This window comes from Pedobacter sp. P26 (assembly GCF_050632135.1).
Taxonomy (GTDB): Bacteria; Bacteroidota; Bacteroidia; order Sphingobacteriales; family Sphingobacteriaceae; genus Pedobacter.
This window is the reverse complement of record NZ_CP192574.1, coordinates 2,400,422-2,426,248: the sequence shown is the minus strand read 5'-3', so window position 1 is coordinate 2,426,248 and position 25,827 is coordinate 2,400,422. Positions and strand designations below refer to the sequence as shown.

The window sequence follows — 25,827 nt, the reverse complement described above, 5'->3', positions numbered from 1 at the left end:
CGGCGATTTTTTAAATCTGTCAATAGCAGCGTAATCTAGGGTATTTATTTGCGTTTTATCAATCTAAAGAAGTCTTCGACTACGCTCAGACTGACAACAACCGAAATTAAATTAATGACATTAAGGTGGTTACAGATAGATTCGATGTTTCCATAATCCTCCCGTTAATACCCGCCCGCTGCCGGGCAGACTTTAAATCAGGTAGTAATTCATATTAAAAAGCAGAGGGCAATTATTGCATCAGCCTGTAATCTTCTTCTGCCTTTTTTACCTGGTCATAAATTGTGGGTTCGTGTTTTTTAATTTTAATTTTCACATATTTGGATGCGGGCATATTACTTTCCGCTACCACATTATTTACTGAAACCAACACATTGGTTTCGGGGAAATAAGTAACGGTATTCTTCTCCGGAATTTCGTAGGCAACAATTACAAACAATGGTGCGATTCGTGTTATTCCATCATCATAATTAAACAGATCAACCTTATCCCCTGCTTTCAGTCCGAGTTTTTTGATGTCTTTTTGATTCATAAAAATTACCCGCCGCTCATTTTTGATTCCCCTGTAGCGGTCATCCAACCCATAAATAGTCGTATTGAACTGATCATGCGTCCTGGTGGTCGCCATCATAAACTCATCTTCCTCAAGATGATTGGCTGGAATTTCGGTCAGTGTAAAGGGAGCCCTGTCGCCAAATTTCTGGGTTATAAATTTTCCTTCCCTTGCAGCGTTTGGCAAATAAAAGCCGCCTTTCTGTCTTACTTTAAAATTATAGTTTTCAAAGCCGGGTATGCACTGTGCTATCGCGTCACGAACCGCATCGTAACTATCATGGTAAAGTGGCCAGTTCACAACCGATTTTTCTCCCAGTGTGGCCATCGCCATCCGGCATACAATCTGGGTTTCATTTATCAGGTTTTTAGATACGGCATCCAGCATTCCCTTAGAAGCCTGTACAACACCCATCGAATTTTCAGTAGATATGATCTGTACTTCACCATTCACGATGTCTTTGTCACTACGGCCATACGTAGGCAAAATCAATGCTTCATTTCCATGAATTAAATGGCTGCGGTTAAGCTTGGTAGAAACACATACCAGAAGATCAAGTTTCCTTACTGCATTGGCGGTATATGTGGTATCAGGAGTTGCAGACAAAAAATTGCCACCCATGCAGAACAAAAATTTTACCTTACCGCCCTGCATTGCTTTTATTGTGCTTACCACATCATAGCCATGCTCCCGCGGCATTTTAAATCCATAGAGTCCTTCCAAACGGTCTAATTGCTCATCAGTAGGTTTCTCATCAATCAGCATCGTCCGGTTTCCCTGTACATTACTGTGCCCCCGCACCGGGCAAACACCTGCGCCAGGTTTCCCGATGCTACCTTTAAGCAGCAGGATATTCACAATTTCCCTAATCATGGCCACGCCGTTGGGTTGTTGTGTCAAACCCATTCCCCAACAGAAAATAATTCTGTTTTTAAATGCAATCATTTCGGCGGCTGTATATAAATCCTCCTTCGATACGCCTGATAAACGGGCTAAATAATCCAGGTTGTAATCTTCCTGTTTAAACTGTTCTAAAAAAGCTTCATAACCGGTAGTCTTATCCTTTATAAACGCCCGATCAAAAACTTTCCCCGGGTATTGTTTTTCAAACTCCATTAAAAGGATTTCCAGTGCCTTTAATAAGGCCATGTCGCCGTTAATCTTTACCGGAAGATACAAATCAGCCAGCTTAACTCCTCCTCCAATCATTCCTTTAATAGATTGAGGGTCCTGAAAGCCCATCAGGCCAGCTTCAGGCAGCGGGTTAATGGCAATAATTTTGGCCCCATTTTTCTTCGCTTTTGCCAGTGCACTCATCATCCTCGGGGCGTTGGTTCCGGGATTATGGCCAATATCAATAATCAGATTTGTTTCATAAAAATCTTCAAGGGTTACTGTTCCTTTCCCTATACCAATAGTAGGCCTAAGTGCCGAACCTGAAGTTTCATGGCACATATTGGAGCAATCAGGCATATTGTTCGTCCCAAATTCTTTGGCAAAAAGCTGGTAAACAAAAGAAGCTTCATTGCTTGTTCTGCCCGAAGTATAAAAGGCAGCCTCATGCGGAGATTGAAGCGCATTGAGGTGTGCAGCAATTTTCTTAAATGCATTCTCCCAGCTAATCGGTTCGTAATGTGTTCCGCCTTTTGGCATATACATCGGCTCAGTAAGTCTGCCAAATTTCCCAATCTGGTAATCATCCAGTTTAGCCAGCTCATATACCGAATGTTGTTTAAAAAATCTGCGGTAACCCTTTTTGTAGTCGCTTCTTCCGCCAGGGCCTTGGCACCATTTTCACAATATTCGCCAACCGGCGACCGTTCATCATCAGGATCTGGCCAGGCGCAACTCGGACAATCGAAACCTTTAAACTGGTTCATGTTCAGCAGGGCCAGATTACCCCTGAAAAATGTTTTTTCTTCAATCAGATTTCCCATAGCGGCCATTACCGCATGCATACCTGCAGCCGATTGTGCTACCGTGCTAAGTTTAAGATCCAGCAGCTGGTATGGGTTTTCTGCTGAAGGTTTTTTTCATTATTTTCCATGGCTTAGCAATTGAGGTTGGGGTTCGGAAAATTGTCGCTCTGGTCTTCTGTCACGTTATCCAGGCAGGCAAAGTCTTTTTCTATAAGTAAGCTAACGGTACCTGAGGAGTCACTAAACCCAACTTTTTCGGTATTTACCAGTTCAGTTATCATTTCCACAGGGATATTCAGCACAATTTTATTATTAGCAAAATCAGCGGTGAGTTTTTCCTCGCTTGTTCTTCTAACAGCGTATTCCAGCGTATGGCTTGCAAAGTGGGTAAACTCAGAAAGAAACCCCAACATACCCAATGTGGTAACGTCTGATTTGCTTAAACGGTATCTGATTGAATTGCCTTTGATTCTAATTTTCATGTGATATAGGGATTAATATGCGCGCATTTGTGGTATAAATATTGAACCTGTCTTCCCGAAGAAAGCCCAAAAGGGTTATTCCAAATTCCGAAGCCAGTTCTACAGCAAGGCTGGAGGGTGCACCAATGGCGGCCACAGTGGAAATACCTGCCATGGCCGCTTTTGAATCAACTCAAAACTGGCCCTGCCGCTTAAAAGTAATATACGTTGGTTTAAAGGGAGCAGATCATTAGCCAGTGCTGCACCAATCAATTTATCTAAAGCATTATGTCGGCCAACATCCTCCCGAAGCAATAACAGCTCTCCTTCCATCGTAAAAAGGCCTGATGCATGAATGCCCCCGGTTACTGCAAAATTCTGTTGGGCAGCCCTGAGTTGGTCGGGCAGTTTATACAACACCTCCGGCAATAAGGTCATTTCCTGCTGATCAGCGTAATTTGAATAAGGGCTTACTGTTCTGATCGCTGCGATAGAGCCTTTGCCGCAAACCCCGCAGCTCGAGGTGGTGTAAAAGTTACGGTCAGCTTGTAAAAGATCAGGGATAAAACCTTCGTTTAATTCTACACCCACAATATTTTCCTTATTAAGTTCGCATGGCATGGCCAAATGGCTTATATTTTTCACCTGATCCTTGCCGGAGATAATGCCCTCAGTAAATAAAAAACCAAGTGCAAGCTCTAAATCCTGACCAGGGGTCCGCATGGTTACCGAAATGTTTTTTTGCACCCGGTTATTTTCCGAACCATATATCAGCCTGATTTCCAGGGGTTCTTCAACCGAAAGTACATCAAGCGCTGATGCGGTAATAACACCTGAAACTTTTCTCACAGGTATTTGCCTGATGGATAACGACGGGATATCTCTCATAAATATATTGGTAAATCAGAAAAAAAATTAACAGCCTGTTTAAAATTACATAAAATTTATTTCGTTTGTCAGTATGAGTGTAGTCAAAGACCATTTCTACGCATTAATAAAACAATCAACTAAGCTATCAATGATAGATTCCAATAGAATGGTCGTCATCTCAACCGGAGCAACGCGAAGTGGAGAGCTCTATCAAGAACAGATTTTGCTGCACAGAGCCTTCGGGTTCTCCACTGCGGTCGAAATGACGCCCATTGTGTACCTGTCATCAAACTCCGATGTATTTGAAAAACTCTAACGTCTACCATTGACAGATTCCAATAGAATGGTCGTCATCTCGACTGAAGCGCAGCGAAATGGAGAGATCTTTGTACCGAGTTATTGAAATCTAATTTAAAAGATTTTGCTTCGCAGAGCCTTCGGGTTCTCCACTGCGGTCGAAACGCCCCCCTTGCATATCTGTCATCAGCCCTCCTATGTATTTGAAAAACTCCAACCTCTACTATTGACAGATCTTATAAGAAAGGTGGTCATTGCGAGGCACGAAGCAATCTTAAAGCGCACGCTGATAGCGATCGTTGTAAGATTGCTTCACAGAAAATCGGGGCAGGCTGCCGGCTGCAAAAGCCTTCTCGCATCCAATAGCTATCGCATGAAGATTCCTCGCCGGAACATAGCAATAGAACCTTCTCTCACTTATATTGCTTTTTATACAATAAATTATCCATCTTGTAACCGCAAAAAGCCATTGATATTTTTTATAAATTTAACCAGATTCTAAATATAATGATTTGAAAAGAAAGCTATCCTGCTGCTTTTAAGATTTTGCTGCTAATCGGATACCTAAGCTACAATCAGTATATCTTCACCGGATCCCGGCGGTTTATGATCCCGGCCAGTTTATATTTAGTAAAAAAGAGAATTAGCACTTCAAGCCAAACTAAAAACGGAGCGGTCATCCAACCAGCTCCGTCTGTCGTCATCCAAAACGAATAGCAAATGCTACCTTTTACTTTTTATTATTCGAACTGTCTTGTTCGATAAAATATTTTGCAAAATAGGCCCGCATGCGTTTTTCAAAATACAGTTTTGCAGGCCCCTCGTAATGGTGATCCTGCCCCGGCAGCACCATGAGGTCAAAATCTTTATCGGCCTTGATGAGCGCATCGACCATCCGGTAAGTATTTGCCGGATTTACATTTTCATCCACTTCGCCGGTTACCAGCATTAAATGGCCTTTCAGATTTTTGGCCAGATCTTCATTGATAGGCATTTTCTTTTCCAGCCCCTGGTAAGTTTCGCCCCAGGTGCGACTATATATCCTATTGTCGTGATTACCTGATGAGGCAACCCCGACTTTATAAAAATCAGGATATTTACACATGGCTGCAACGGTCATCATACCTCCGCCCGAATGGCCGAAGATTCCGACTTTGTTCATATCCATAAAGGGATGTTGTTTGGTCAGTTGCTCCAGTGCATATTGATCATCCTCGATAGCGTAATCGCGAAGATTACCATAGCCATATTTATAATAGCCGGCATTGCGGATGGGCGAACCTCCCCTATGCCCAACGGCCACCACGATGAATCCCATCTGCGCCAAAGCAGCATTATTATATTTATCCAGCACAGTAAAATCGTTCCAAACGGTTTCAATCTGCGGCCCCGGGTAAACCTGCGAGATGACCGGATATTTTTTAGCCGGATCAAAATCGAAAGGCTTCCAGATTAATCCATACAGATCGGTTATGCCATCTTTAGCTTTTACGGTGAAAGATTCTGCATTTTTCCAGCCATAGCCATAGAGGTTACTTACATTTGGCTTTAATACTTCAGAAATGGTTTTACCGTCAATTCTACGCAGCACGGTTACTGGCGCCAGATCGATACGGGAATAGTTATCTACAAAATACTTCCTATCCGGCGAAACTGCAACCTGGTGGGTCGCATTTTCAGGGGTAAGCAACTGTTCGTTTTTACCGTTTAAAGCCTCCTTGTACAATAGGGCATAATAGGGATTAATGTTGCGCTGTTTGCCATAACCGTAGAGGTAAAGATTGCCCTTGGCGGTATCGATAGCCATGATTTTTCCGGCTGTAAAATTGCCCTGGGTAATGCGGTTGAGTAAATGGCCCTCACCATCGTAACGGTAGTATTGGCCCCAACCCGTTCGGTCACTCCACCAGATAATTTCCTTTCCACCTTTTATAATAGAAACATTAAAAAAATCTTCGTTAATAAAGGGCTTGCTGATTTCATGAATAATGGAGCGGACTTTTCCGGTAGCGAGGTCTACTGCACAAAGTTCCATTTCATCCCTGCTGCGCTTTCGTCTGATCACAAAAACTTCCTTTGTATTGCCCTGGGCTTCGCATACTTCCAACTGCTGATCCGGCCAGCGTTTCAGGTCTGCCTTTTTAAAAGAACCGTTTCCGGCATCACCGATATAAAGTTCATACTGCGCTACATCCTTATCGCCCGGCAGTTCATATTTATAGGTAGATACCCTCGGTCTTGGTGTTATTGCTGAACTAATTACAGACAGGCTAGCTACTTTCCTGGTATCTACACGTAATGCATAAAAATAGTTGGCACCTAACCATTTTGCATTAGAAGGATAACTTTTATCTGTAGTGTATGTGCCCTTTTCATCTACACAAAATGAGAAATAAGGTTCAGCATCAAAACTCAACTGAAGTTCATTTTTCTTATCGGAGGTTGCAGCGAGGTACAAATTATGTGCTTTGCTGTAAAGCGCCCATTTGCCATCTGCAGAAACACCAAAACCGGCTATTTTTTTTAGTGGTGCTTTGTTAAGCTGTAAGGTTAGTTTTTTGGTTTCGTAGTTATAGTCATAAGTTTTTGTGCCATATTTTATGAGAACCGTTTTTTCATCTTCCGAAAAATTAGCCCAATAAATCACTTCTTTTTCTTCCACCATTTGCCCGGTGAATGCTTTTAATTGCTTCCGTATTTCAGGTTTATCAAACAAGGCCTGCTTTTTTCCTGTAGCTAAATTTACAATGTAGTGCGTATTCTTTTTGCCGGGAGCGACAAGAGAATCGCCAGACAAATACGGTTGTTTACCATTTAAAGCAGGCTCATCGGCCACAAACCAAAAATACCTGCCATTTTTAAGAAAGAATGGAATCACCTTAGTGGTACCAATCAGCTTACTTAAATTGGGCGCATCAAATTTTTGCGCAGCTTTATAATTAGCCTGCTGTGCAACTGCCGCTGCACTGCAAACCAACCATAAGAAAATTAAACTAATTGGCTTTTTGTGCATATCTCTCTTTCATGGACTTAAATAAACTTACTAAATAAGGATTACTTGAAGTTCTGGTGATTTCATCTGAAAGCTCGGCTATCTTTGGAAATGTATAACCTTTAGTACTTTTGGCAAACGTAACATAGTCAAATAAGATATGACGGTTGTCTTCAGAGAAAGAACCTAAATTTTTCAGAAACAAATTGGTAACTTCATCAATGTTTTTCTCTCCCGCGGCAATGGCAATATCCATCATCACCAACAATTGTTTTTTATCGGGCATTTCGGTATTGCGAATTTGCGCTTTATAGCGTTCGTAATCATTTTTATTGAAAGGTTTTACTTTAACATAAAAACCATTTAAAGTCCACGATGCAATTTGTCTGTATACCGAAGAAAGCTTTTGATCAACAGTATCTTTGGTGTTTTTGGCAACAAAATCTCTCCAATGTGTGGCCAGGTATTCGAAGTTAGGGCTCGAGAAATCAGAAAGGTACATGGTATATCTATTTTGTCCGAATAAGAACCAATTTTCGGGACTGGCTTTTTGCTGGGGTGTTAAACTGGCCATCAGCTCGTCATTCAATTCTTTGGCTCTTGATTTTTCCATCACCTTAATTTTATGCCTGATGTATGCTCTCATCAGCTCTGGTGTGCGCTCTCCACTTTCGTAACGGGCGTTTAAATTAGCTTCGTCATTGTTGGCCGTTAATCCTTTATTTGCATTGGCTATGAAATCTTTCGCAGACATGCCGCCCACAAATTTATTCTTTGTTTTTCCTTCAGTATCTAAAATGAGGTAGGATGGATAAGCCTCAATGGTATACATTTTTTTAACAGATGGGCCCTCTCCCTTTTCCATATCTACTTTGATGTTGATGAAGTTTTCATTATAAAAATCGGCAACACTGTCCTGGGTAAATATATTGGCCTCCATTTGCTTGCATGGAATACACCAGGTGGTAAAACAATCTACAAAAACCGATTTATTTTCACTTTTGGCCTTCGCCAAAGCTTCTTTGAGGTTTAGCTTTTCAAAATGGATTTCTTTTTTCTGGGCGCTTACAGCCAGGCTTAAAAAAAGCATGGTTACTGCAACACTAATTCTTCTCATATTATCTGGCATTAGGTTCGTTATTCATTAACATCTTCATTAATTGAAAATGCTCCTTTGTTAAAGCATCATTATGGGTATTGGCCACCTGGTTAATGTGTTTACTTAAAGAAATACGGTAAGCATTTAAAACAATACCGATATCGCTTAAACCAGCATCGATTTTGTTTTTTGAAATTAAAGTCAGCAGGTTTTTGAGGTAGTTATATTGAATATTGCGCTGATAAGTGCTTAATGCAGTATTCGGGTTAAAATCTAAAAAGATATAATGATCGACCTGACTAAACAAGTCTTTCGTACCAAAAACATTTTTTTCTCCAGAATTTTCAGCTTCCAGAAGATTACTAAGCAAATCGGCAGTGGTAAGGTAATTGATAATTTTATTTGAAGTTTTTGAAACCAGTGTTTCGGTATTGGAGCCATCCATGGATTGTGCCCTGTCGTTTCTTGTCCATGCCGGCACTTCTTTTAACACATTTTGATATAAAAATTCGAAGGTGGCCAATTGCCTTGCCCTTGGCACATAAACGGCTGGTATACTGTTGTAACCCTTCATCACCACAAAACGTTGTTTACCCCCAATATTAGGTAAAACACTGGTGGCATACTGATCATAGGACATGATAAAATTGGCAGCAAGCAACATATAAGTCCCCCAGGTATCATCATTCATTTTGGACGCAATACCTTCCAGTTTCGGGTAAAAAGCTTTCAGGCGGTTAATGCCAATTTGCGCGGCTTCGATATTTTGCGACGATAAATCCTTGGCCTGTGCATAAGGGTTGTTTTTATCTTCTGCCGAGTAGTAAAGTGCCGGATTTATCTTACCATCCTTTAAAAAGGTGGCTCCGTTGATCCCATCCTGAAACTGACGATAAGCCCAGTTGATCGCCAAATGATCATAAGCACCTAGCTGTGGTAAAAACAGTTTGCTATTGAATGCTTTTGATACAGGCGTCATCAAATAGTTAAACTCTAAATTATCGGTAATTGAGGAAGTAAATCCATGTTGCGCTACCCACTTTGGATCGCTTACCTGCTGCACATTATATGCAGTACTCGCAGCGTAATTAGGAAGCATTCCTAAAACTTCAGCCATGGCCTGGCTAACTTTAAATTTCAGAATATCCTGACGTACAGCTGGCGAAGAAGCATCCTTCTGGATACGTGGATCGTAAGCCCCGCATTGAACGAAATACTTTTGAAGCAGATCATCAATCATTAAATCACTAAGTGTTACTTTAGCTGTTTTTATTTCTGCTGTGCGTGGGTCTTCTACCAGATCTACAACTGCTTTTGGGGTTACCCCTGCCCAGGCTATTAATACGCTACCTTCTTCCATGGCCACCGGTTTACCGTTTTCAGGTAAAATAACCTTTATCGCGTTTTTAAATCCGGCACTTTCAAAACACTTATTCCAGGCCAAAACCCCATCTTTAACGGCATTGATAAAAAACTGCGGTACTGATGAGTGCAAATAAACCATTATAGGTTGCTGAGGCTCTACCAGATTACCCGCTTTGTAACGGGCAGCGTCTTGTGGTTTTACCAGTAAGTTCCACTTTTTTATGATAGTAACTTTTTTTGCTGCATAACCGGCTAACCCAAAATCAGTAAACTGGCGGGTATCAAACCCGATACGTTTATCGGCTGGTTTGATGGGCATCTGCGCTTCTGAAAGCTGCTGTAGCAACAGACCAAATTGCATGGTATTGGGCTGGTCTAAGGTTTTGCCATTATAATCACGTCCGGCATTGTTCTGGGTTCTGAGCACATTAAAAAAAACACCGTTTTTAACCGCTTCAACCTGTTCAACACCCGATCTGCCCGGATCTGGATTGGCCATAAGATTGTAGTTCTTGAAAGAAAAAAGTTCACCTCCTTCAATCAGTTGTCTGGTGATATCAATAATCACACTACCGGTATCTTTACCTAGAGCTTCTATTTTAAATGTAAAGCTAATGGGTTCGAGGATTGAGCCACTCAACAGGTTAGACATGGGTGCGTTATTCACAGCCTGTTCGCTATAATTATTTCTGGTTACATACAGGTTTTCTCCCTGGCCTTTCACAAACCTGAGGATACCTGATGATTTTGAGACAGCGGAAGAACCGAAACGAATATCTCCGGCTACCAGAATATCTTTATTCAATTGGTTTGGCCCAATCTGCAGGTAATATTTTTCATCCGCCTGGTAAACGGGAAATGTACCCGCTACCACCTGCTTTTTATCTTTGATAAATTTCTCGAAATCTAGTGAAGTACTTTGTTTTGGTTGCTGGGCTACCACTGTAAAAGTAATGGCCAAAGCCAGCAATACCATTGTTAATATTTTTTTCATCCGTATCATTCTGCTTTTTAATGAAGATGAAGCCACCATCATGATCAATTTTTTTTAAATCATTGACGCTCCATCTGTTTATTTATATTGGCACTGTACTAACTTGCAGGTTTGCTCTCCTGCCATTGCTTTATCAATTCTGAAATGGCCCTCAAATGATCTTTTGACAGGTAATCGGTTTTGAGCTGTTGAGCGGCATCACAGGCTTTTTTAATTTTATCCAGTTGCAGTTTCATCAAAATAGCTTCATTATTTCCAAAACTTGCCGGGTTATATACCGAACCTAAAAGTTTGTTAATGTAATTCCGCTGCAGCATTCTACGGTAATCGGAAATAGGTGCTGCCAAGCCCACATCGCCAAAAATGCCCTGATATAAGTCATCAAAAAACTCGTTAAGCGTATAAGGGTTTTGTCCTGTAATACGTTCGTTCTTCGAGATGGCAGAAAACTTGTAAAAAACTTTTCCTAAAAAGGCTTCATAATCGGCCTGTACTTCACCATCAAATACAAATCTTGTTTTATCGGTTATATTTTTGGGAAACAACCAGGTAGGTTCCTGAAAGTAATATGTATTGATAAAAGCCATAGCCTCTTTTTGCGTGGCACGGCCTACCGGCACGAAATTAGGTTTATCTTCTACCTTAAGCGCCTGATCGCCATACCTACCGCCAATATTTTTGACTACATGTGACAGGTATTCATTGTAACGGCTTGCAACAGAAGCGTGCATCCTTCTCATCATGCTGTAATTTTCGTCATCATCCTTCTCCAGCCAATCTTCCATGTTATTCATGATGTATTGAAGGTTTTTAATGCCTAAAGCACCAGCTTGCATGGCATTACTGCCCATATCTTCTGATTGTACGCGAGGATCGGAAAAATCTCCTTCGGGGAAATAAAACAAACGTACATCTTTACGTTTCTCTGTCACCCAGTTTTTCAGAAATTCACCTTCTTTATAAGCATTGTTCAGTTCAGGAAAATATTTGTATCCCCATTCAATCGCAAATTCATCATAAACACCAATTTTAGGATGAAGTTCTTCAGCGGTAAAACCATCTTCTGGCTGTACTACATAGTTAAACCGCAGGTAATCCATAATGGAGGCACCAAAACCATTTTTAGCTACGTAATCGCGTTTACGAACGCTATCTACATTATAACTATGGCTGCCTGCAAAATCATGGCGAAGGCCTAAGGTATGACCTACTTCGTGCGTGATTACGGTTTGTAACATACGCCCCATGATATCTTTTGCCAATGGAAGCTTACGACCTCTCTGATCAATTGCTGAACACATCACAAAGTACCAGCGCTGCATTAAATCGGTAATGTTATGGAAAACGGCCACGTGCGAACTCAGAATCTGACCAGAGCGCGGATCAATCACCATCGGTCCGTAAGCATTTGCAGTAGTAGAGGGTTTATAAGAAATTACAGAATAATTGATGTTGTCCATCGAAAAATCAGGATCTTCTGCTGCAGTAGGCGCCATTTTGGCCACAATAGCATTTTTAAATCCTATTTTCTCAAAAACCTTTTGCCAGGCATCTACACCGGCAATAAAATACGGCTGTAAATAGTCGGGCGTATTTCTGTCTACATAAAAAACAATGGGTTGTGCAGGCTCAACCAGTTCGCCACGTTTATATTTTTCCACATCCCGTGGTTTAGGCTCTATTTTCCAACGGGTTGCCAAGCCACGCTCTTCCAGTTTAAGCGGATTGCTCGAATAATCATTCAAACCGCGTGCAAAATAACCGACTCTTTTATCAGCAAAACGCTGGCGCATAGGTATGGCCGGTAGCAGATACCAGCTTGCACCTACTTCCCATGCCGTTGGCCCGTTTTGGGGAACGCCCTGGTTTTCCTGTGGTTGCTGAGGTTCAACCGGTGCATCGCCCGAATTGGGCTTTTGGGTTAGCGCTCCTGGCGAATAATTGCGCAATGAACGGAATACCAGGTTGTTTTTATAAGCAGAAATGCCTATTAATTTTGATAAACTCGCCTGGTAAGGCCCAGACCTAATTCTTCTTTTGCACCACTTAACGATAAGATGGGCATGTCTGCATTAATAGCCGAAGTAATATCAATCAGCACTGCATCGGCATCTTTAGCAACCGGTGTAAAAGACATGATAATGGGCGTTGGCCTGGAAGTAATGGTATTATAAAAAATGCTGTTGGTTTTAGGTGCGTTATAAAACTGTGACTGTTCCATATTGATTGCACCTTTTTTATTCCTGTTAAATTTAAAGACGGCTTCGTGCACCACGTCTCCTGCAAAGCCAAAACGCTTTCTCGAATCTCTGGCTACCTGTGCCGAACCTTTATTGATGACAATCATGGCAAGGATATCCCGGTTTAACAACGAATCCTTCAGTTCGAGGAAATACTTATCATTCTGCTGATAAATATTGAAAACACCTTTATACGAAATCGCATTCTGTTTTAGAAATGTGCTGATAGCCGGTGGCGATTGCGCTTCCTTTTGCGCCATTAAACTGGTGCTTAGGCAAAGATTACCCAGCAGCAACAACTTTTTTAATAGTTTCATTCATTTTTGTTAAAAGCACTGCCTGTTATTTTTTTACAAACAGTGCTTAATTGATAATAGAGTTGGTTAGCCTAGAGGCCCCTGGTTGCATTTCCGATCACTTGAAGATCGACACCATATTCATTGATAAAATAGTTTCTAACAATGTTATATCTCCTTTTTATCTGGCCTGCAGTATCTTTTGTAGCATTAAGCATTCCAGCTGGCGTGCTGTCTGTATTTGCTACAGACGCGTTTAACTGCGGGGTAGAATAAGTAACCATTGCAGTGATATAGGCGTTCCAATCCAGCTGGGCAGAAATGTTTGAAGTGCCCATGATTATCCCCCTGCTATATGCCTGTGAGAGGGAACTTACATTGCTCATATAATCAGCACTACTGGCAAAGTCTGAAGATGGTGCAGATAATCCCCTGGCAAAAATGCTTTGCATGAAGATGAGATTCACCTTATAAATAAAGGCGCGCTGTTCAGCGGCAGTCATGGTGCTTACAGTTGCATCCCCATAATTCACCTGAATGTTATCGTAATTGTAAAAAGCAGCTACTTTTTTCGTTCCTTTCGAAGCAGTAATTATTGGCGTAAAAATATAAGTGGTAAAAACAGAATCAACCTTTTTACAAAGCATGATCTTTACCGGGAGAAACTGTTTGAGAAATTTATCTGTGTAAAAATCAAACCATTTACTTTTGATCAGCGCGAGCTGAGGTGCCACGTATGCCGGGTCGGATGGTTCCACTTCTGCACCAGGAGACCATGCCCCATTGGTTGACACCGGTTTTTCCAGCCTGTTGGCGTCCAATATACATCCTTTTCAGAAAAATTGTATAACATATATGTACCATAGCTGTTGTAATACTTTACGATGGTCTGATCAAATGCGTTATTTCCCTGAGGAACTTTATAAGTATCATCTATACCAGAGGGTGTAAGTTGCTCATCTTCTTTTTTACAAGAGGCGATCGAAATTGCCAGCATTAGGGCAAATAAGATCAAAAAATTCTGTTTCATCATTTTTTTATTTTGGTAAATGATTGCTATTTCGGGTTTTGAGAAAGATCAGGATTATTATTCAAGGCGTTAAATGGGATCGGGAGGGCATAAAGTGAACTGTTTGCAGGCAGCGTATAAACAGTTGATACACCATCAGCGCCGGTAAAATTATGCGTCACCGGAATGGCCCATCTTCTGATATCCTGCCATCTGGAGTTATTCTCCAAAGCCATCTCCCTTCTGCGTTCTTGCTGATAAAAATTTAAAAGCGCCTGTCCGTCCGTAATTGATACCGGGATATATGCGGTATTTCTGGTATCATAGCGATTACTTCTTAAGTAATTAAGGTCAGTGAGCGCTTTGATACGATCTGCATCGTTGCCCGTTAGTATAAATCGCCTGATTAAGGCTTCTGCACGGTTGAGGTATACTTCAGACACGCGGAATCCGGTACTTCCACCCACAGAATTTGCAGAAGATTTAGCAGATGCATACGGTGTAGAACCATTTTTTGTAAAATACATCTGATAGCGTAAATCTCCATAGTTTGAACTATTTGGTCCTTGTTCGTAAAGTGATGCTAAAGCTTGCGATGCACTAAATGGAGGTAAAGACCCTGTAGTTAAAGCTGCAAAATATGTCACATCCAACCTGGAGTTCCCACCGTGTACCCATAAAACTTCCACATTCCCCGGATCGAAAATACCTGTACCTGAAATCGCGTTGGTTGCGGTAAAAAATGTTGTTAACGGTGTGAGGGTACTCCGTTCTGCCAAAACCAGCTCTGCATAACGGATTACTTGATCTAAATCTTCATTTCTGCCCTTTAAAAGATAGAATCTTGATAAAAATGCATTTGCCGCTGGCGCCGTAATTCTATATGGAGTTGTAGCTACACCATTATTCTTCAAAAGATCAGCAGCTTCCAGCAAATCTTTTTCAATCTGGTCATAGGTTTGTTTTAGTGTTGGCCGAGGAAGTCCGCCATCCCTTATCTGACTGCTTATGATCAATGGAACACCCAATGCAGTTTCGGGATTAACACCATTACCGCTATATGGTAAACTGTAGGTGGTAACCAATTTAAAAAGGTAGTATGATCTTAGAAACAGACACTGTCCCTTAATAAAATTCTTTGCTTGCTCCGTACCAGAAACATTGGCTAACTGATCGAGTACAACATTACATCCTTTAATTTTACTATAACAGTTCTCATACAAATTTGCTCCAGCCGGTATAATACTGCCAGCATCGAACATGTTCGGATTAAAGGTGAACATTGCAAGGCCATTGTTAAATGGTGTTACATAATTGGGAACAGGTGCACCATTAGCATTCGCAAGTCCGTTACTTTGCACATCATCGGTTAACAGATCTAAATTATCAAATCTCGTGCTGTATGGGTAAGCATCGCTATACATTAGCGCAGTAAGATCATTAGTTGTACTCGGACGCATCTCGTCCTGACTATACTCTGTTAGAAATTTTTTACATGAACCTAATACTGCACATAACAATATCAGGAAATATATCATCAACTTTTTCATATACATGTTATAAACTTAAGTTCAAATTAAAAGTAAATGTTCTGGTTCTGGGTTGCTGTCCGGTAGCTACCTCTGCATCAAGCCCATTGAAATCTTTACTATTAATGGCAAAAACATTAGATATACCCGCACCAACATTAATGTTCTTGGTTTTTAACCGTTGCACTACAGAAGCGGGAAGCGTATAACTTAAATTGATATTATTGCAACGTAATGCAGTGGCACTAACTACCCGAGCGGTACTATAATTGTACATTTCAAATGGTGTTGGGGCCGTTCCTCCAGAACTAGGTGTTCTTCCTGGCAAACTCACCGTAGGAACTGAACTATCTGGTAACCGTGGTACGCTACCATTTGGATTAGACGTAGACCAGCGATCTAACAGCTGACGTGATAGGTTCTGATATTCTGTAGGAAGATTATTTACGAGTGTATACAATGGAGACAGAAACTTCTTACCGCCAACCTGCAGGTAAAAGCTCGAACTTAATGTTAACATTTTATACCGAAAATTCATCCCCAAACCGGATGTAAAGTCAGGATCTAGCTTGCCTACATACTCCATATAAGAAGTTGGATCTTGAGGATCTGCATTTGGTTTTAGAGACAGGTCGAAAGTTGGATAGCCATTTGATGGATCTATACCGGTATATTTAAATGCATAAAATCCAGATACCGGCCTGTCGAGCGCAGTTAGCGTTCCGGTAACTGCTGTTCTCCAGCTCACCAGCTGAGGGCTTACTTTTACAACACTGTTCATATTTTTTGAAGTGTTCAATGTCACGTTCCAGCTGAAATTTTTAGTACGTACCGGAACGAAGCTGGCCGCAACTTCATAGCCTTTGTTGTTGATGGCTCCTCCATTAACGAGTGTACTGGCAACTCCATATTCTAAAGGTACGCTCAGACTGGTAATCAGTTCGCGTCCTCTTTTATTGTAATATTCAAATGATCCGGTTACCTTATTGCTGAATAAACTGAAATTAAGCCCTAAATTCATGCTCGCATTTTGCTCCCATCTCAAATCTCCATACGGTAAAGAACTAATGGTAAGTAAACTTTCACCTGTAAAGGTATCTGTAGCACTGGCGGTTGCACCTGTAGGTGTTTTAATAATTAAATCGGGGCTTACATTTGCAGCGATGTTTCTCTGATAGCCAAAAGTACCGCTAATGCTCAGATCGGATAGCCAATATGATCTGTTAAACCATTTTTCATTCGCAACGTTCCACTTCAAACCTCCAGCCCAAACCGGATTAAATTTTTCACCGGTAAACTGTCCGAAACGGTTTGAACGGTCATTCCTAACACTGGCATTTACTACATAACGGCTATCAAAGGTATAACTAGAAGTAAGATAAAGCCCCATTGTATTCGCTAGTCGGTCTGTTATTTTCGGAGAAAATTTGGTTGGATAATCACTAATCGTCGTAATAGTACCTAATGTGGTACTTGTTGGTAAAGTTGCGAATGATTTACCTCGATCTCTCAGGTATCCTAAAGTGGTATTGGTGTAGCCCAGATATTTTGTACTGTTTAATTCATAACCAAACATAAAGTTTACTACATGTTTCTTGTTGAATGCCTTACTGTATGATAAGCTATTTCTCCAATTCCATACGGTACTGGTTGCCTGATCTATATTATATTCGCCCCCTACCGGCAATTTACTCTGCTTATAACCTGCATCTGTCGGTTTAAAAGCGCCATAATTATAAAATCTGTATTGGCGGGCTACATATTCCGTTTGCTCTGTTGCGTAAGATTCGCCGACAGTAGAACTTGAACTGTAACTATATAAGGATTGGAAATTAAGACCCTCAATAATTTTATAATTCGCATTAATAAAGGTATTAACAGTTAATACCTTATTGCTATTACCGGTCTGATCTCTTTCATTAAGGATATTAAAAGCATAACCAGAAACATTCGGATAAAACACCAGACTACCATCAGGATTAACGGCTCTTATCGCCCGGTTTGTACCTTTAGCATAGTTGTACGGATCTACCTGGTAAAAAGAATTAACCTGGTTTTTTGATGCTGAAAGGCTGGCATCAATGGTTATTTTTTCTGAAAGCTTGGTATTAACGGAAATTTTTCCTGTTATACTGGTAGCGTCATTTCCTCTGGCTGTACCGGCTGAATTGTTATATCCAAAAGACGAGTAATAGCGTGTATTAGGACTGCCTCCAGAAATACTTAAGTTGTGTCCATTACTAAATGGTACGCGATAAAGTAAATCAAACCAATCGGTATTGACTGTTTCCATATCTTTCACCCTCGCATTAAACTCATCAGCAGATATTGTTTTTTTAAATAAGTAATCGTTCAAAGCACCTGCATAACCTACTGTACTATTTGCATAAGTAGAGGTTAAACCATTGGTAAAGATTTCTCTTGATACCGCTACCCGTTCTTTAGAATTCATTAAATTCAATTTGTCAGCAGTCACTTTTTCAGTAGTACTGAAGTTTGTGGAATAGCTGATTACAGGCGGACCAACCCGGCCTTTTTTAGTCGTGATTACAATTACACCATTACCGGCCCTGATACCATATATTGCGGTGGCAGAGGCATCTTTTAATACTGTAACATCTTCAATATCCATTGGATTTAACCAGCGGATCGAATTACCTACAAAATTTCTTATAAAATCTATATTATCAGCGTTTATCTCGCCATTAGCATTAAGACTTTGTGCCTTAAATGGCAATGGTTCTTCCTGAATCACACCATCAACTACCCAGATCGGCTCCTGCGAACCCGATAAGGTAGAAGTTCCACGAACACGTACAGTTTGCTTGGTTCCGGTAAGACCACTGGTGTTGGTAACTACCAAACCGGCAATTTTGCCTTGTAGCGCCTGCTCAATAGTATTTACGCCGTTTAAATACAAATCTTTGGCGTTTACTGAAGCAGTAGATCCTACTACATCCGATTTTTTCAGTATCTGGTAACCTGTCACCACCATTTCTTCCATTTCTTTCACGGCTTCTGTGAGGGTTACATTTAAATTCTGGAGGTTGTTTACAGCGATCTGTCTGGACTGCATACCGATATAAGAAAAAATCAGCGTGGCTCCTTTTTCATCCAATACTTCAATCCAGTAACGCCCCTCTTTGTCAGTTACTGCCCTTACATTTGTTTCCTTAGATAATACGGTTACGCCTGGCATCGGCCGACCATCCGGGCTGGTTACCTGCCCAGCTATCGAACGGGTTTTCATCGACACTGAAACTGATGAACTCTGGAGATTTTCCAAAGTTTCCTTCTGCTTCACAATAATGGTTTTATTTTGAATAGAATAACTCAACGGCTGATCTTTAAAACAAGCCGCCAGGGCATTTTCTAACGGTGCATTTTTTAAATTGATGGTTACAGGTTTTGCTTCGCTGATGTGCCTGGAGGTGTATACGAAATCGTATCCTGTTTGTTTTCTGATTTCCTTAAATACATCAACAATTTTGGCATTACTTTTTGAAAGAGTAACAGTTTGCGCCTGGCTCTTACCTGACTGAAAGACAAAAATGGCAAACAAAAGTACTACTACCTTCGTTATAAAGCCCATATTTTGCCCGGAACAACAAGCACGTAGCTTATCGCCCATTGAAATGGATTTTTTCATACATTTGAATTGAATACCAATTGCGAGCGCAATGGTATCCTGGTTTGTTTGGTTGTTTGGTTTAGTTGAATATCATTCTTCATTTATACCGCTCCAAATTTACTGCCGGGGGTGCTTCGTCCCACCTCCGGTTCTTTTCAGAACGTGTTTGTGTACAATTATGGCATCACGATTACCCTCCTTCCTTCAATTTTGAAATGTACTCCACCGGTTTCTTCAAGCGATGAAAGTACATCATGTAAGGGTTTATTTCGGGAGATGGCTCCACCGAAGCTTTCTTTTGTAACCGGTCCGCTGTAAACTACTTCTACATTATACCACCTGGCAATATCCTGCATAATCCGTTCTATCCCCTCATTGGTAAACTGAAAATTTCCGTTCTTCCAGGCAATGGCCTCTTCTACGTCAACCTTATTCACGTTTATAAGGCCATTCAGCGCAGTTGCCTGCTCGCCAGGAACTAACTTTCTGGTATTATTACCATCAACAACCCTTACGCTGCCCTCAAGCAATGTTGTTTTAAGTGATGGCTCACTGTTGTAAGCCCTTACATTAAAGTGGGTACCCAGTACTTCGATAGATTTATCGTTAACGGTAATGATAAAAGGCTTTCTTTTGGTAACGCCATTAACAGCCGTACTTACTTTTGCTACTTCGAAATAAGCCTCGCCCTGTAGTTTCAAACGCCGCTCCGGGTTTGATAAAAAGTTTGCAGCAAGCAAAATACTACTTGATGCATTAAGCCAAACCTTAGTACCATCTGGCAGTTCTACCTGGTAAGTACCTCCGTTTGGTGTTTTAATCTCCATTTCTTTCGTTACAGCACTGGTTTTGTCTAAAGCGATGCTACTTCCATCTATATATTCCAGATCATCAGAATCAATTTTTAAACCGAGCTTAGTGCTACTTAACTGCAAAATTTTACCATTGGAGAGTTTCAAAGTGGCCATATTTGTTCCCGGCAAAATCACGGCTTTAGTTTTTCCAGGCGCATTGAGCAAGCTAAACCAACCCGATTGGTAAGCAAGAAATCCAAAAGCGAAAACCAGTATGGCTGCTGCACTTTTAAACCAAATGGGAAAAAGTTTAGATGTTGAAGGTTTTATTTTTTCATCTTCAAGCCCAACGCTTATTTTGGAATAAAGGCTTTTTTCCAGCTCATCAAAACTGGTATAATCCGTTTCCCGAAGATCCAGCTCTTCATCATTAAAAGAAGAATACCATTGCTCGTAGAAGACCTTTTCTTCTTTCGTAACGGTTCCGTTTTGCCACTTGTAGGCAATTTCTGGTATCGGGTCGGTTTTGTCGCGTTGATTCAATTTGTAGGCTGGTTTAGCATATAGTCACACCAACAAAGCCTTACCCTACATTGAATTTAAAATAAATTTTTAGCGTGTGTTTAAGAATTAAATAACATTATTCTGTATGTCAGTCTGAGCATAGTCGAATACCATTTAAACGCATTAATAAAGCAATCGACTACGCTACCATAAACAGAATCCATTAGCACGGTCGTAGAATTGCAACTCCAATCGTCATTCCCGCGCAGGCGGAAATCTTAAAGCGCTTACATTAAGATTCCCAATCCGGGTTGGGAACGACGATCTCGCGCAGCCTACCATTTAAACAGGCTCTTATTTTGACAGCAGATACAAAATTAATGGCAATCCCGCACCTAATTTATCCTTCAAAATTTTGAGCGCCCTGGTAATATGGGCTTCAACTGTTTTTTCAGAGATATCCAATTCTTCGGCTATTGCTGTATTTGATTTGTAGCCTTCCCTGCTCATTTTGAAAATCAGGCGGCATTTAACCGGCAGCTCATTAATATGTTTATCTAATTCCTGCCTCAGTTCACGTTCAGAAAACCACAGTTCCGTAGTATCGATCCCCTGTTCCGGAATGTCCTCCAGCGAATTTCTTTTCTCCGCATTAAAATATCCCCTGCTTTGTTTGTTAATCACCTGATATTTTGTTGCTGCACTGAGGTAGGTGTTAAGGCTATACCTGATCTGCAGATTAGAACGCCGTTTCCAAAGACTTAAAAACACTTCCTGTACCACTTCTTCGGCTTCAGCCTGGTTAGCGAGGCGATGATACGCTACAGAGAATACTTTATCCCAAAACCTGCGGTACACCTCGGTAAATGCACCCTGATCACCACTTTGTAAATGGGAAATTAGCTGGGTATCCGTAAAAGATTCATAGCTACTCATGGCTTTAGGGAAAGTTTTAGCAAATTAACTTATAAAACATCAAAAACCAACATCGCTACCTGTTATTTAGGCAAATTAGGATACAGGCGATGGAAAATTTTATCTAATTGTGAAGGCCTTATCATTGATAAATACGAAAACGAGCAGATGCTGGTTTTAAAAAGACTTTTTTTGATACAAATCCTGCTATTCAATAATTCAATCAATGCTCATGTAAATTTATTTGATAAGAGCCTGTTTAAAATCATATAAAATTAATTCGTATGTCAGCTTGAGGGATCATTTATTTTATAAAGATCAATACGAGTTACAATATAATTTGATGGAAATAAATCTCCCCGAGGAATCGTCATTGCGAGGAGGAACGACGAAGCAATCTTACAACGATCGCTACCTGCTTGTGCATTAAGATTGCTTCGTGCCTCGCAATGACGACCATTTTGTTGGAGTCTGTCTATGATAACCTGTCGAAGGGCCTGTTTTAAATGTCTTACAAGGCGTTTCGACGACCTGTCCCGATTCATTGGGAGGCTCAACGTAACAATTCGATTGAATTACAATTTATAGATACAGCCTCATTTCAAAGCATTCATAAAAGCAATCCATTATGCTCAGCGTGAAAGCTAAATGCCAGGTAACATTTGCTATAAAAATTTAAACAGACTTTAAACTCACGAAGTTTTAATAAACCAGGTCAAAATTCCCCTAACAAATTTTTATGTTTTACGCCCCAGCTTTCTAGCTCATTAATAATCGGTCTCAATTCCAGGCCAATGGCGGTTAGTTCATATTCCACCCGTGGCGGAACTTCGGCGTAGATGGTTCGCTTAACAATTTTATCTGCTTCTAATTTGCGTAGCTGTAAGGTGAGCATTCGTTCGGTAATATTGGGCAATTTTTTTTAACTCTCCAAATCTGAGTTTACCGTTCATTAACCACGAACAGATCACCAAAGCCCATTGTCCGCCGATGATGTTGGCCGTATAAACTTCTAAACACTCATCAGCTAAAGCTTGTTTGTTAGCATAGTTGGTAGAGGTTTCCTTGATCTTAGACATACTTACATTTTTTATAGTACCTAACAATTGGTGGCTAATGTACAAAATAAGCGGTTATGCATTTATTTTTGTCATTATAATCATCAAAATTTGTAAAAAAATGAAAACATTAATCGTAGTCACCCATCCCGATATTAAAAATTCTGTAATCAACAAACGGTGGATTGAAGAGTTAGATTGTGTATTTCGGTGAAAGTGACCCCTCTGTTTCGGGCCAAACTGGCCACCAAATTGATTACCGGATGATGCACATCTAAGTTCCTTTCCCTCCGAACAAATATACACTTCGGATCCAAATCCATTTTCCTCAGGACTTTTCGGTTTAATCCATCTTACTGCCGGATTTATCCTCAATTCAGACCTTTCTAGCGATCAAAATCCATTCGCAGGTACTGGAACGCGTAAAAAAACGCCATACCCCCTTCAAAACAGCGAAGTGACCGTAGTCATCCCGAATAGTAGATATGCTCCCAGGAGCCTTTATTTTATGCAGAAATTGAAAAATTATTCCCGAAAGCCAGTTGCGAAAAAAGCTGATCGAAAGATCAGAACGGCCAGTTTGCCCCGAAACAGGTGGTCACTTTAAAGCGAAATGGGGTGACAGTTTAAATGCGGAACGGCTGGCCATTTTTGCCGAAATGCCCACCATAAGATCTGGTTTTAAATTTATTTAGCCAAACCTCTCCAATTCAACACATCATTCCCTACGGTTTCCCGTACCTCCTCAAAAAAATTTAACCTATTCTTTTAGTTGTAAAGAAAATAATATTAACTTAATGCCAATTAATCTAATTTATTACTTTTTAAAACTACAAATTATGTCTAAACAGAATGAAACCGGCCACGCTAAAAACGTAGCCAACTTCGAAACCCTGTTGAGTTATGTAACCGGTTATGGCGCGGTGTACAACCCCAGCAATGCCAACATCCAGCTGAGCAGTTTAACCGAAAAGGCCACCGCAGCCAAAACCATTAACGAGCAGGTGCACGATGCTGCCGCTAAAAACAGTAATGCCATAGCCCTGCGCGATCTGGCTTTTAAGCCTTTAAAACAATTGAGTACCCGTGTGCTGAGCGCCGTTAAGGCCAATAGTGTAGCCCAACAGGTATTGGATAATGCCGTAAGCCACCACCGCAAAATACAGGGGCAAAGGGCAACGGCCAAACTCACCGCCGAAGAAAAGAATAACCTGGCCGCCAGCGGCACGGTGGTTAACCAGGTTTCGGCCTCGCAACAGAGTTACGATAACCTGCTCGATACGTTGGATAAGCAGATTAAACTCTTAGCCACCATACCGCAGTACGCCCCTAACGAGGTAGATTTGCAGCTGGCCAGCCTCACCACTTTATATAATGATTTATTGCAGAAAAACCGCGATGTGGTAGCCAACACCTCGCAATTGAGCACCCTGCGCATTAACCGCAATAACGCGCTGTACGATACAGAAACCGGTATTGTTGCCCTGGCCCAGGATGTGAAAAACTATGTGAGATCTGTTTTTGGCTCAACCAGCCCCCAATACAAACAGATTTCGGGTATCCCGGTCCGAAACCTGATCTAAAATACCCATAATACCCTAAAAAATCATCCCTAATTTATTTCCCTATTTCCATTTAACAAGCAACAAACGGGTTGCTGTTTCCCTTTCTGGCAATGCTTAGCAGTAAAATAGCCCATTGCATCTCCTCCACTATCTCCTATAACCGCTAAACTACCTGCTGCAACGTCTGAACTACCGATTTCAACGTTTGAACTGTCGACCGCAACGTTTGAACTGCCGACTGCAACGTCTGAACTACCAACCGCAACGTCTGAACTATCGACCGCAGCGTCTGAACTATCGACTGCAACGTTTGAACTAACGACTGCAACGTTTGAACTATCGACCGCAACGTCTGAACTACCGACTGCAACGTCTGAACTACCAACTGCAACGTCTGAACTATCGACCGCAACGTCTGAACTATCGACCGCAACCTCTGAACTATCGACCGCAACGACTGAACTACCGACTGCAACGTCTGAACTACCGACCGCAACGTCTGAACTACCGACCGCAGCGTCTGAACTATCAACTACAACGTGCTACCATTTGCAGACTCCATTAAAAAGTCGTCATTGCGAGGAGGAAACGACGAAGCAATCTTTCACGCTAATAATCCTCGCTATAAAGATTGCTTCGTCGGCTGAAAAAGCCTTCTCGCAATGACGGATTTATTGGTGGAACGACTACCGTATTAGAGAATATCCCTATACATCATGCTATCTGCTCCCTGCTATCCGGCCTCGCAGATTTCCGCCGGAAAAAGCACGGAAATCTTTGCAGCTCCCCTTCATAACCCCACAGCCTAAGGCAGGATCAAAGCGGGAGCGCAGGGATAAGCAAGGGTAAGAGCCTAAATACTGCCGCAAATAAGATTTCCGTAGCTTTTTACAAGGAATTGCGCAGCAATCTTTTATACCGATAAAAACAACATTATCAGATAAAAAACGATGCAAGCCTTGGGTTTTTGTTTCTTTTGGGCCAAGCCAAAAGTAAGAGCCCCTCGGTGGCGGCGAACCTAGGCAAGACAGTGCAGAAGGCAAAACCTCCCCCAACCCCTCCTGAAGGAGGGGAATTCCCGCACACAGTTTTAAAATTAAAAGCGTTTTAAGATTCCCGCCTGCGCGGGAATGACGACCGTATTAGAGAGTTCAAAGATCTCTCCGCTACGGTCGAGATGACGATCCAGCGTAATCCCTCATAGTTTCAGAGGATAAATTTACGGATGCCTGTCTCTGCACCCTGCTATCTGCACCTCGCTATCCGGCATAGGAGATGATGGAAGGATAAAACGTTAAAGCTTTAGCACCCCCTTTCGACCTGCCAATGCCCCGAGGCAGCACGCCCTCCCCGATCCTTCATCGGGGCTTGTGCTGACGACCTCAAAGCTTTGACAAATTTATCCGACATCAAATCCAAGCCTTGATTTTTTGTTACTTTTTCATCAAGGAAAAAGTAAAAGTCCTTCGGTGGCTAACCGAGGCAAGACCGAGCGAAGGGCAAAGAATAGCGAACGCATTAAGATTCCCGCATGCGCGAGAATGACGACCGTATTAGAAAATTATCCCTGTATATCATACTATCTGCTCCTTGCTCCAGCCTGGCAGATTTCCGCCAGAAAAAGCACGAAAATCTTTGCAGTTCCCCCTCATGACCCCACAACCCAAGGCAGGAACAAGCGGGAGCGCTGGGATTGTTAAAAAATACCCGCTAAATTAACAGCCTTTAACACATTT

Annotated in this window: 14 protein-coding genes and 2 pseudogenes; 2 read left to right on the top strand and 14 right to left on the bottom strand. The window is 41.4% G+C overall.

Annotated elements, in window-relative coordinates; genetic code table 11:
* Positions 1 to 232: 232 nt before the first annotated feature.
* A complete protein-coding gene (locus ACQ86H_RS11140) occupies positions 233 to 2,242 on the bottom strand; it encodes an FdhF/YdeP family oxidoreductase (protein WP_431295378.1) in 2,010 nt (669 codons plus the stop codon).
* Between the two features lie 36 nt (positions 2,243 to 2,278).
* On the opposite strand from ACQ86H_RS11140, the gene ACQ86H_RS11135 reads away from it, so the two are divergent.
* A complete protein-coding gene (locus ACQ86H_RS11135) occupies positions 2,279 to 2,614 on the top strand; it encodes a hypothetical protein (protein ID WP_431294881.1) in 336 nt (111 codons plus the stop codon).
* Here ACQ86H_RS11135 and ACQ86H_RS11130 read toward each other — a convergent pair.
* The 13 genes and pseudogenes from ACQ86H_RS11130 to ACQ86H_RS11070 all read right to left on the bottom strand — a co-directional run bounded on the left by ACQ86H_RS11130 (position 2,604) and on the right by ACQ86H_RS11070 (position 22,547).
* The gene (locus tag ACQ86H_RS11130; RefSeq protein WP_431294880.1) at positions 2,604 to 2,954 is read right to left on the bottom strand and encodes a DUF7009 family protein; all 351 of its coding nucleotides are present in this window, start codon (positions 2,952 to 2,954) and stop codon (positions 2,604 to 2,606) included. The genes ACQ86H_RS11135 and ACQ86H_RS11130 overlap by 11 nt on opposite strands.
* Positions 2,944 to 3,656: pseudogene (fdhD, locus tag ACQ86H_RS11125) on the bottom strand (formate dehydrogenase accessory sulfurtransferase FdhD). Before fdhD ends, ACQ86H_RS11130 begins: the two are co-directional and overlap by 11 nt.
* Positions 3,657 to 4,830: 1,174 nt before the next feature.
* A complete protein-coding gene (locus ACQ86H_RS11120) occupies positions 4,831 to 7,113 on the bottom strand; it encodes a prolyl oligopeptidase family serine peptidase (protein ID WP_431294879.1) in 2,283 nt (760 codons plus the stop codon).
* Positions 7,094 to 8,209 (bottom strand): thioredoxin family protein, encoded by a 1,116-nt coding sequence (locus tag ACQ86H_RS11115; protein ID WP_431294878.1) that lies wholly within the window; start codon positions 8,207 to 8,209, stop codon positions 7,094 to 7,096. The genes ACQ86H_RS11120 and ACQ86H_RS11115 overlap by 20 nt, the downstream gene beginning before the upstream one ends.
* A gap of 1 nt (position 8,210) precedes the next feature.
* The gene (locus tag ACQ86H_RS11110; RefSeq protein ID WP_431294877.1) at positions 8,211 to 10,550 is read right to left on the bottom strand and encodes a zinc-dependent metalloprotease; all 2,340 of its coding nucleotides are present in this window, start codon (positions 10,548 to 10,550) and stop codon (positions 8,211 to 8,213) included.
* A gap of 101 nt (positions 10,551 to 10,651) precedes the next feature.
* Positions 10,652 to 12,966, bottom strand: a pseudogene (locus ACQ86H_RS11105) (DUF5118 domain-containing protein); the annotation flags it as partial.
* A 212-nt stretch (positions 12,967 to 13,178) separates the two neighbouring features.
* Complete coding sequence (locus tag ACQ86H_RS11100; RefSeq protein ID WP_431294876.1) at positions 13,179 to 13,907, bottom strand: putative zinc-binding metallopeptidase; 729 nt, start codon at positions 13,905 to 13,907, stop codon at positions 13,179 to 13,181.
* Between the two features lie 235 nt (positions 13,908 to 14,142).
* The gene (locus tag ACQ86H_RS11095) at positions 14,143 to 15,645 is read right to left on the bottom strand and encodes a RagB/SusD family nutrient uptake outer membrane protein (protein ID WP_431294875.1); all 1,503 of its coding nucleotides are present in this window, start codon (positions 15,643 to 15,645) and stop codon (positions 14,143 to 14,145) included.
* A 7-nt stretch (positions 15,646 to 15,652) separates the two neighbouring features.
* Complete coding sequence (locus ACQ86H_RS11090) at positions 15,653 to 19,273, bottom strand: SusC/RagA family TonB-linked outer membrane protein (protein ID WP_431294874.1); 3,621 nt, start codon at positions 19,271 to 19,273, stop codon at positions 15,653 to 15,655.
* Positions 19,274 to 19,431: 158 nt separating this feature from the next.
* Positions 19,432 to 20,592, bottom strand: a complete 1,161-nt coding sequence (locus ACQ86H_RS11085) for a FecR family protein (RefSeq protein WP_431294873.1) — start codon at positions 20,590 to 20,592, stop codon at positions 19,432 to 19,434.
* A gap of 315 nt (positions 20,593 to 20,907) precedes the next feature.
* Positions 20,908 to 21,489 (bottom strand): RNA polymerase sigma factor, encoded by a 582-nt coding sequence (locus ACQ86H_RS11080; RefSeq protein WP_431294872.1) that lies wholly within the window; start codon positions 21,487 to 21,489, stop codon positions 20,908 to 20,910.
* Between the two features lie 694 nt (positions 21,490 to 22,183).
* Entirely contained in the window at positions 22,184 to 22,363 is a 180-nt protein-coding gene (locus tag ACQ86H_RS11075) for a winged helix-turn-helix transcriptional regulator (protein WP_431294871.1), read from the bottom strand.
* Positions 22,326 to 22,547 carry a hypothetical protein gene (locus ACQ86H_RS11070; RefSeq protein ID WP_431294870.1) on the bottom strand — a complete coding sequence of 74 codons (222 nt, stop codon included), beginning with the start codon at positions 22,545 to 22,547 and terminating at the stop codon, positions 22,326 to 22,328. The genes ACQ86H_RS11075 and ACQ86H_RS11070 overlap by 38 nt, the downstream gene beginning before the upstream one ends.
* An 818-nt stretch (positions 22,548 to 23,365) precedes the next feature.
* Between ACQ86H_RS11070 and ACQ86H_RS11065 the strand changes: the two genes are divergently transcribed.
* Positions 23,366 to 24,109, top strand: coding sequence for a hypothetical protein (locus ACQ86H_RS11065; RefSeq protein WP_431294869.1), 744 nt, complete (start codon positions 23,366 to 23,368; stop codon positions 24,107 to 24,109).
* Positions 24,110 to 25,827: the final 1,718 nt, after the last annotated feature.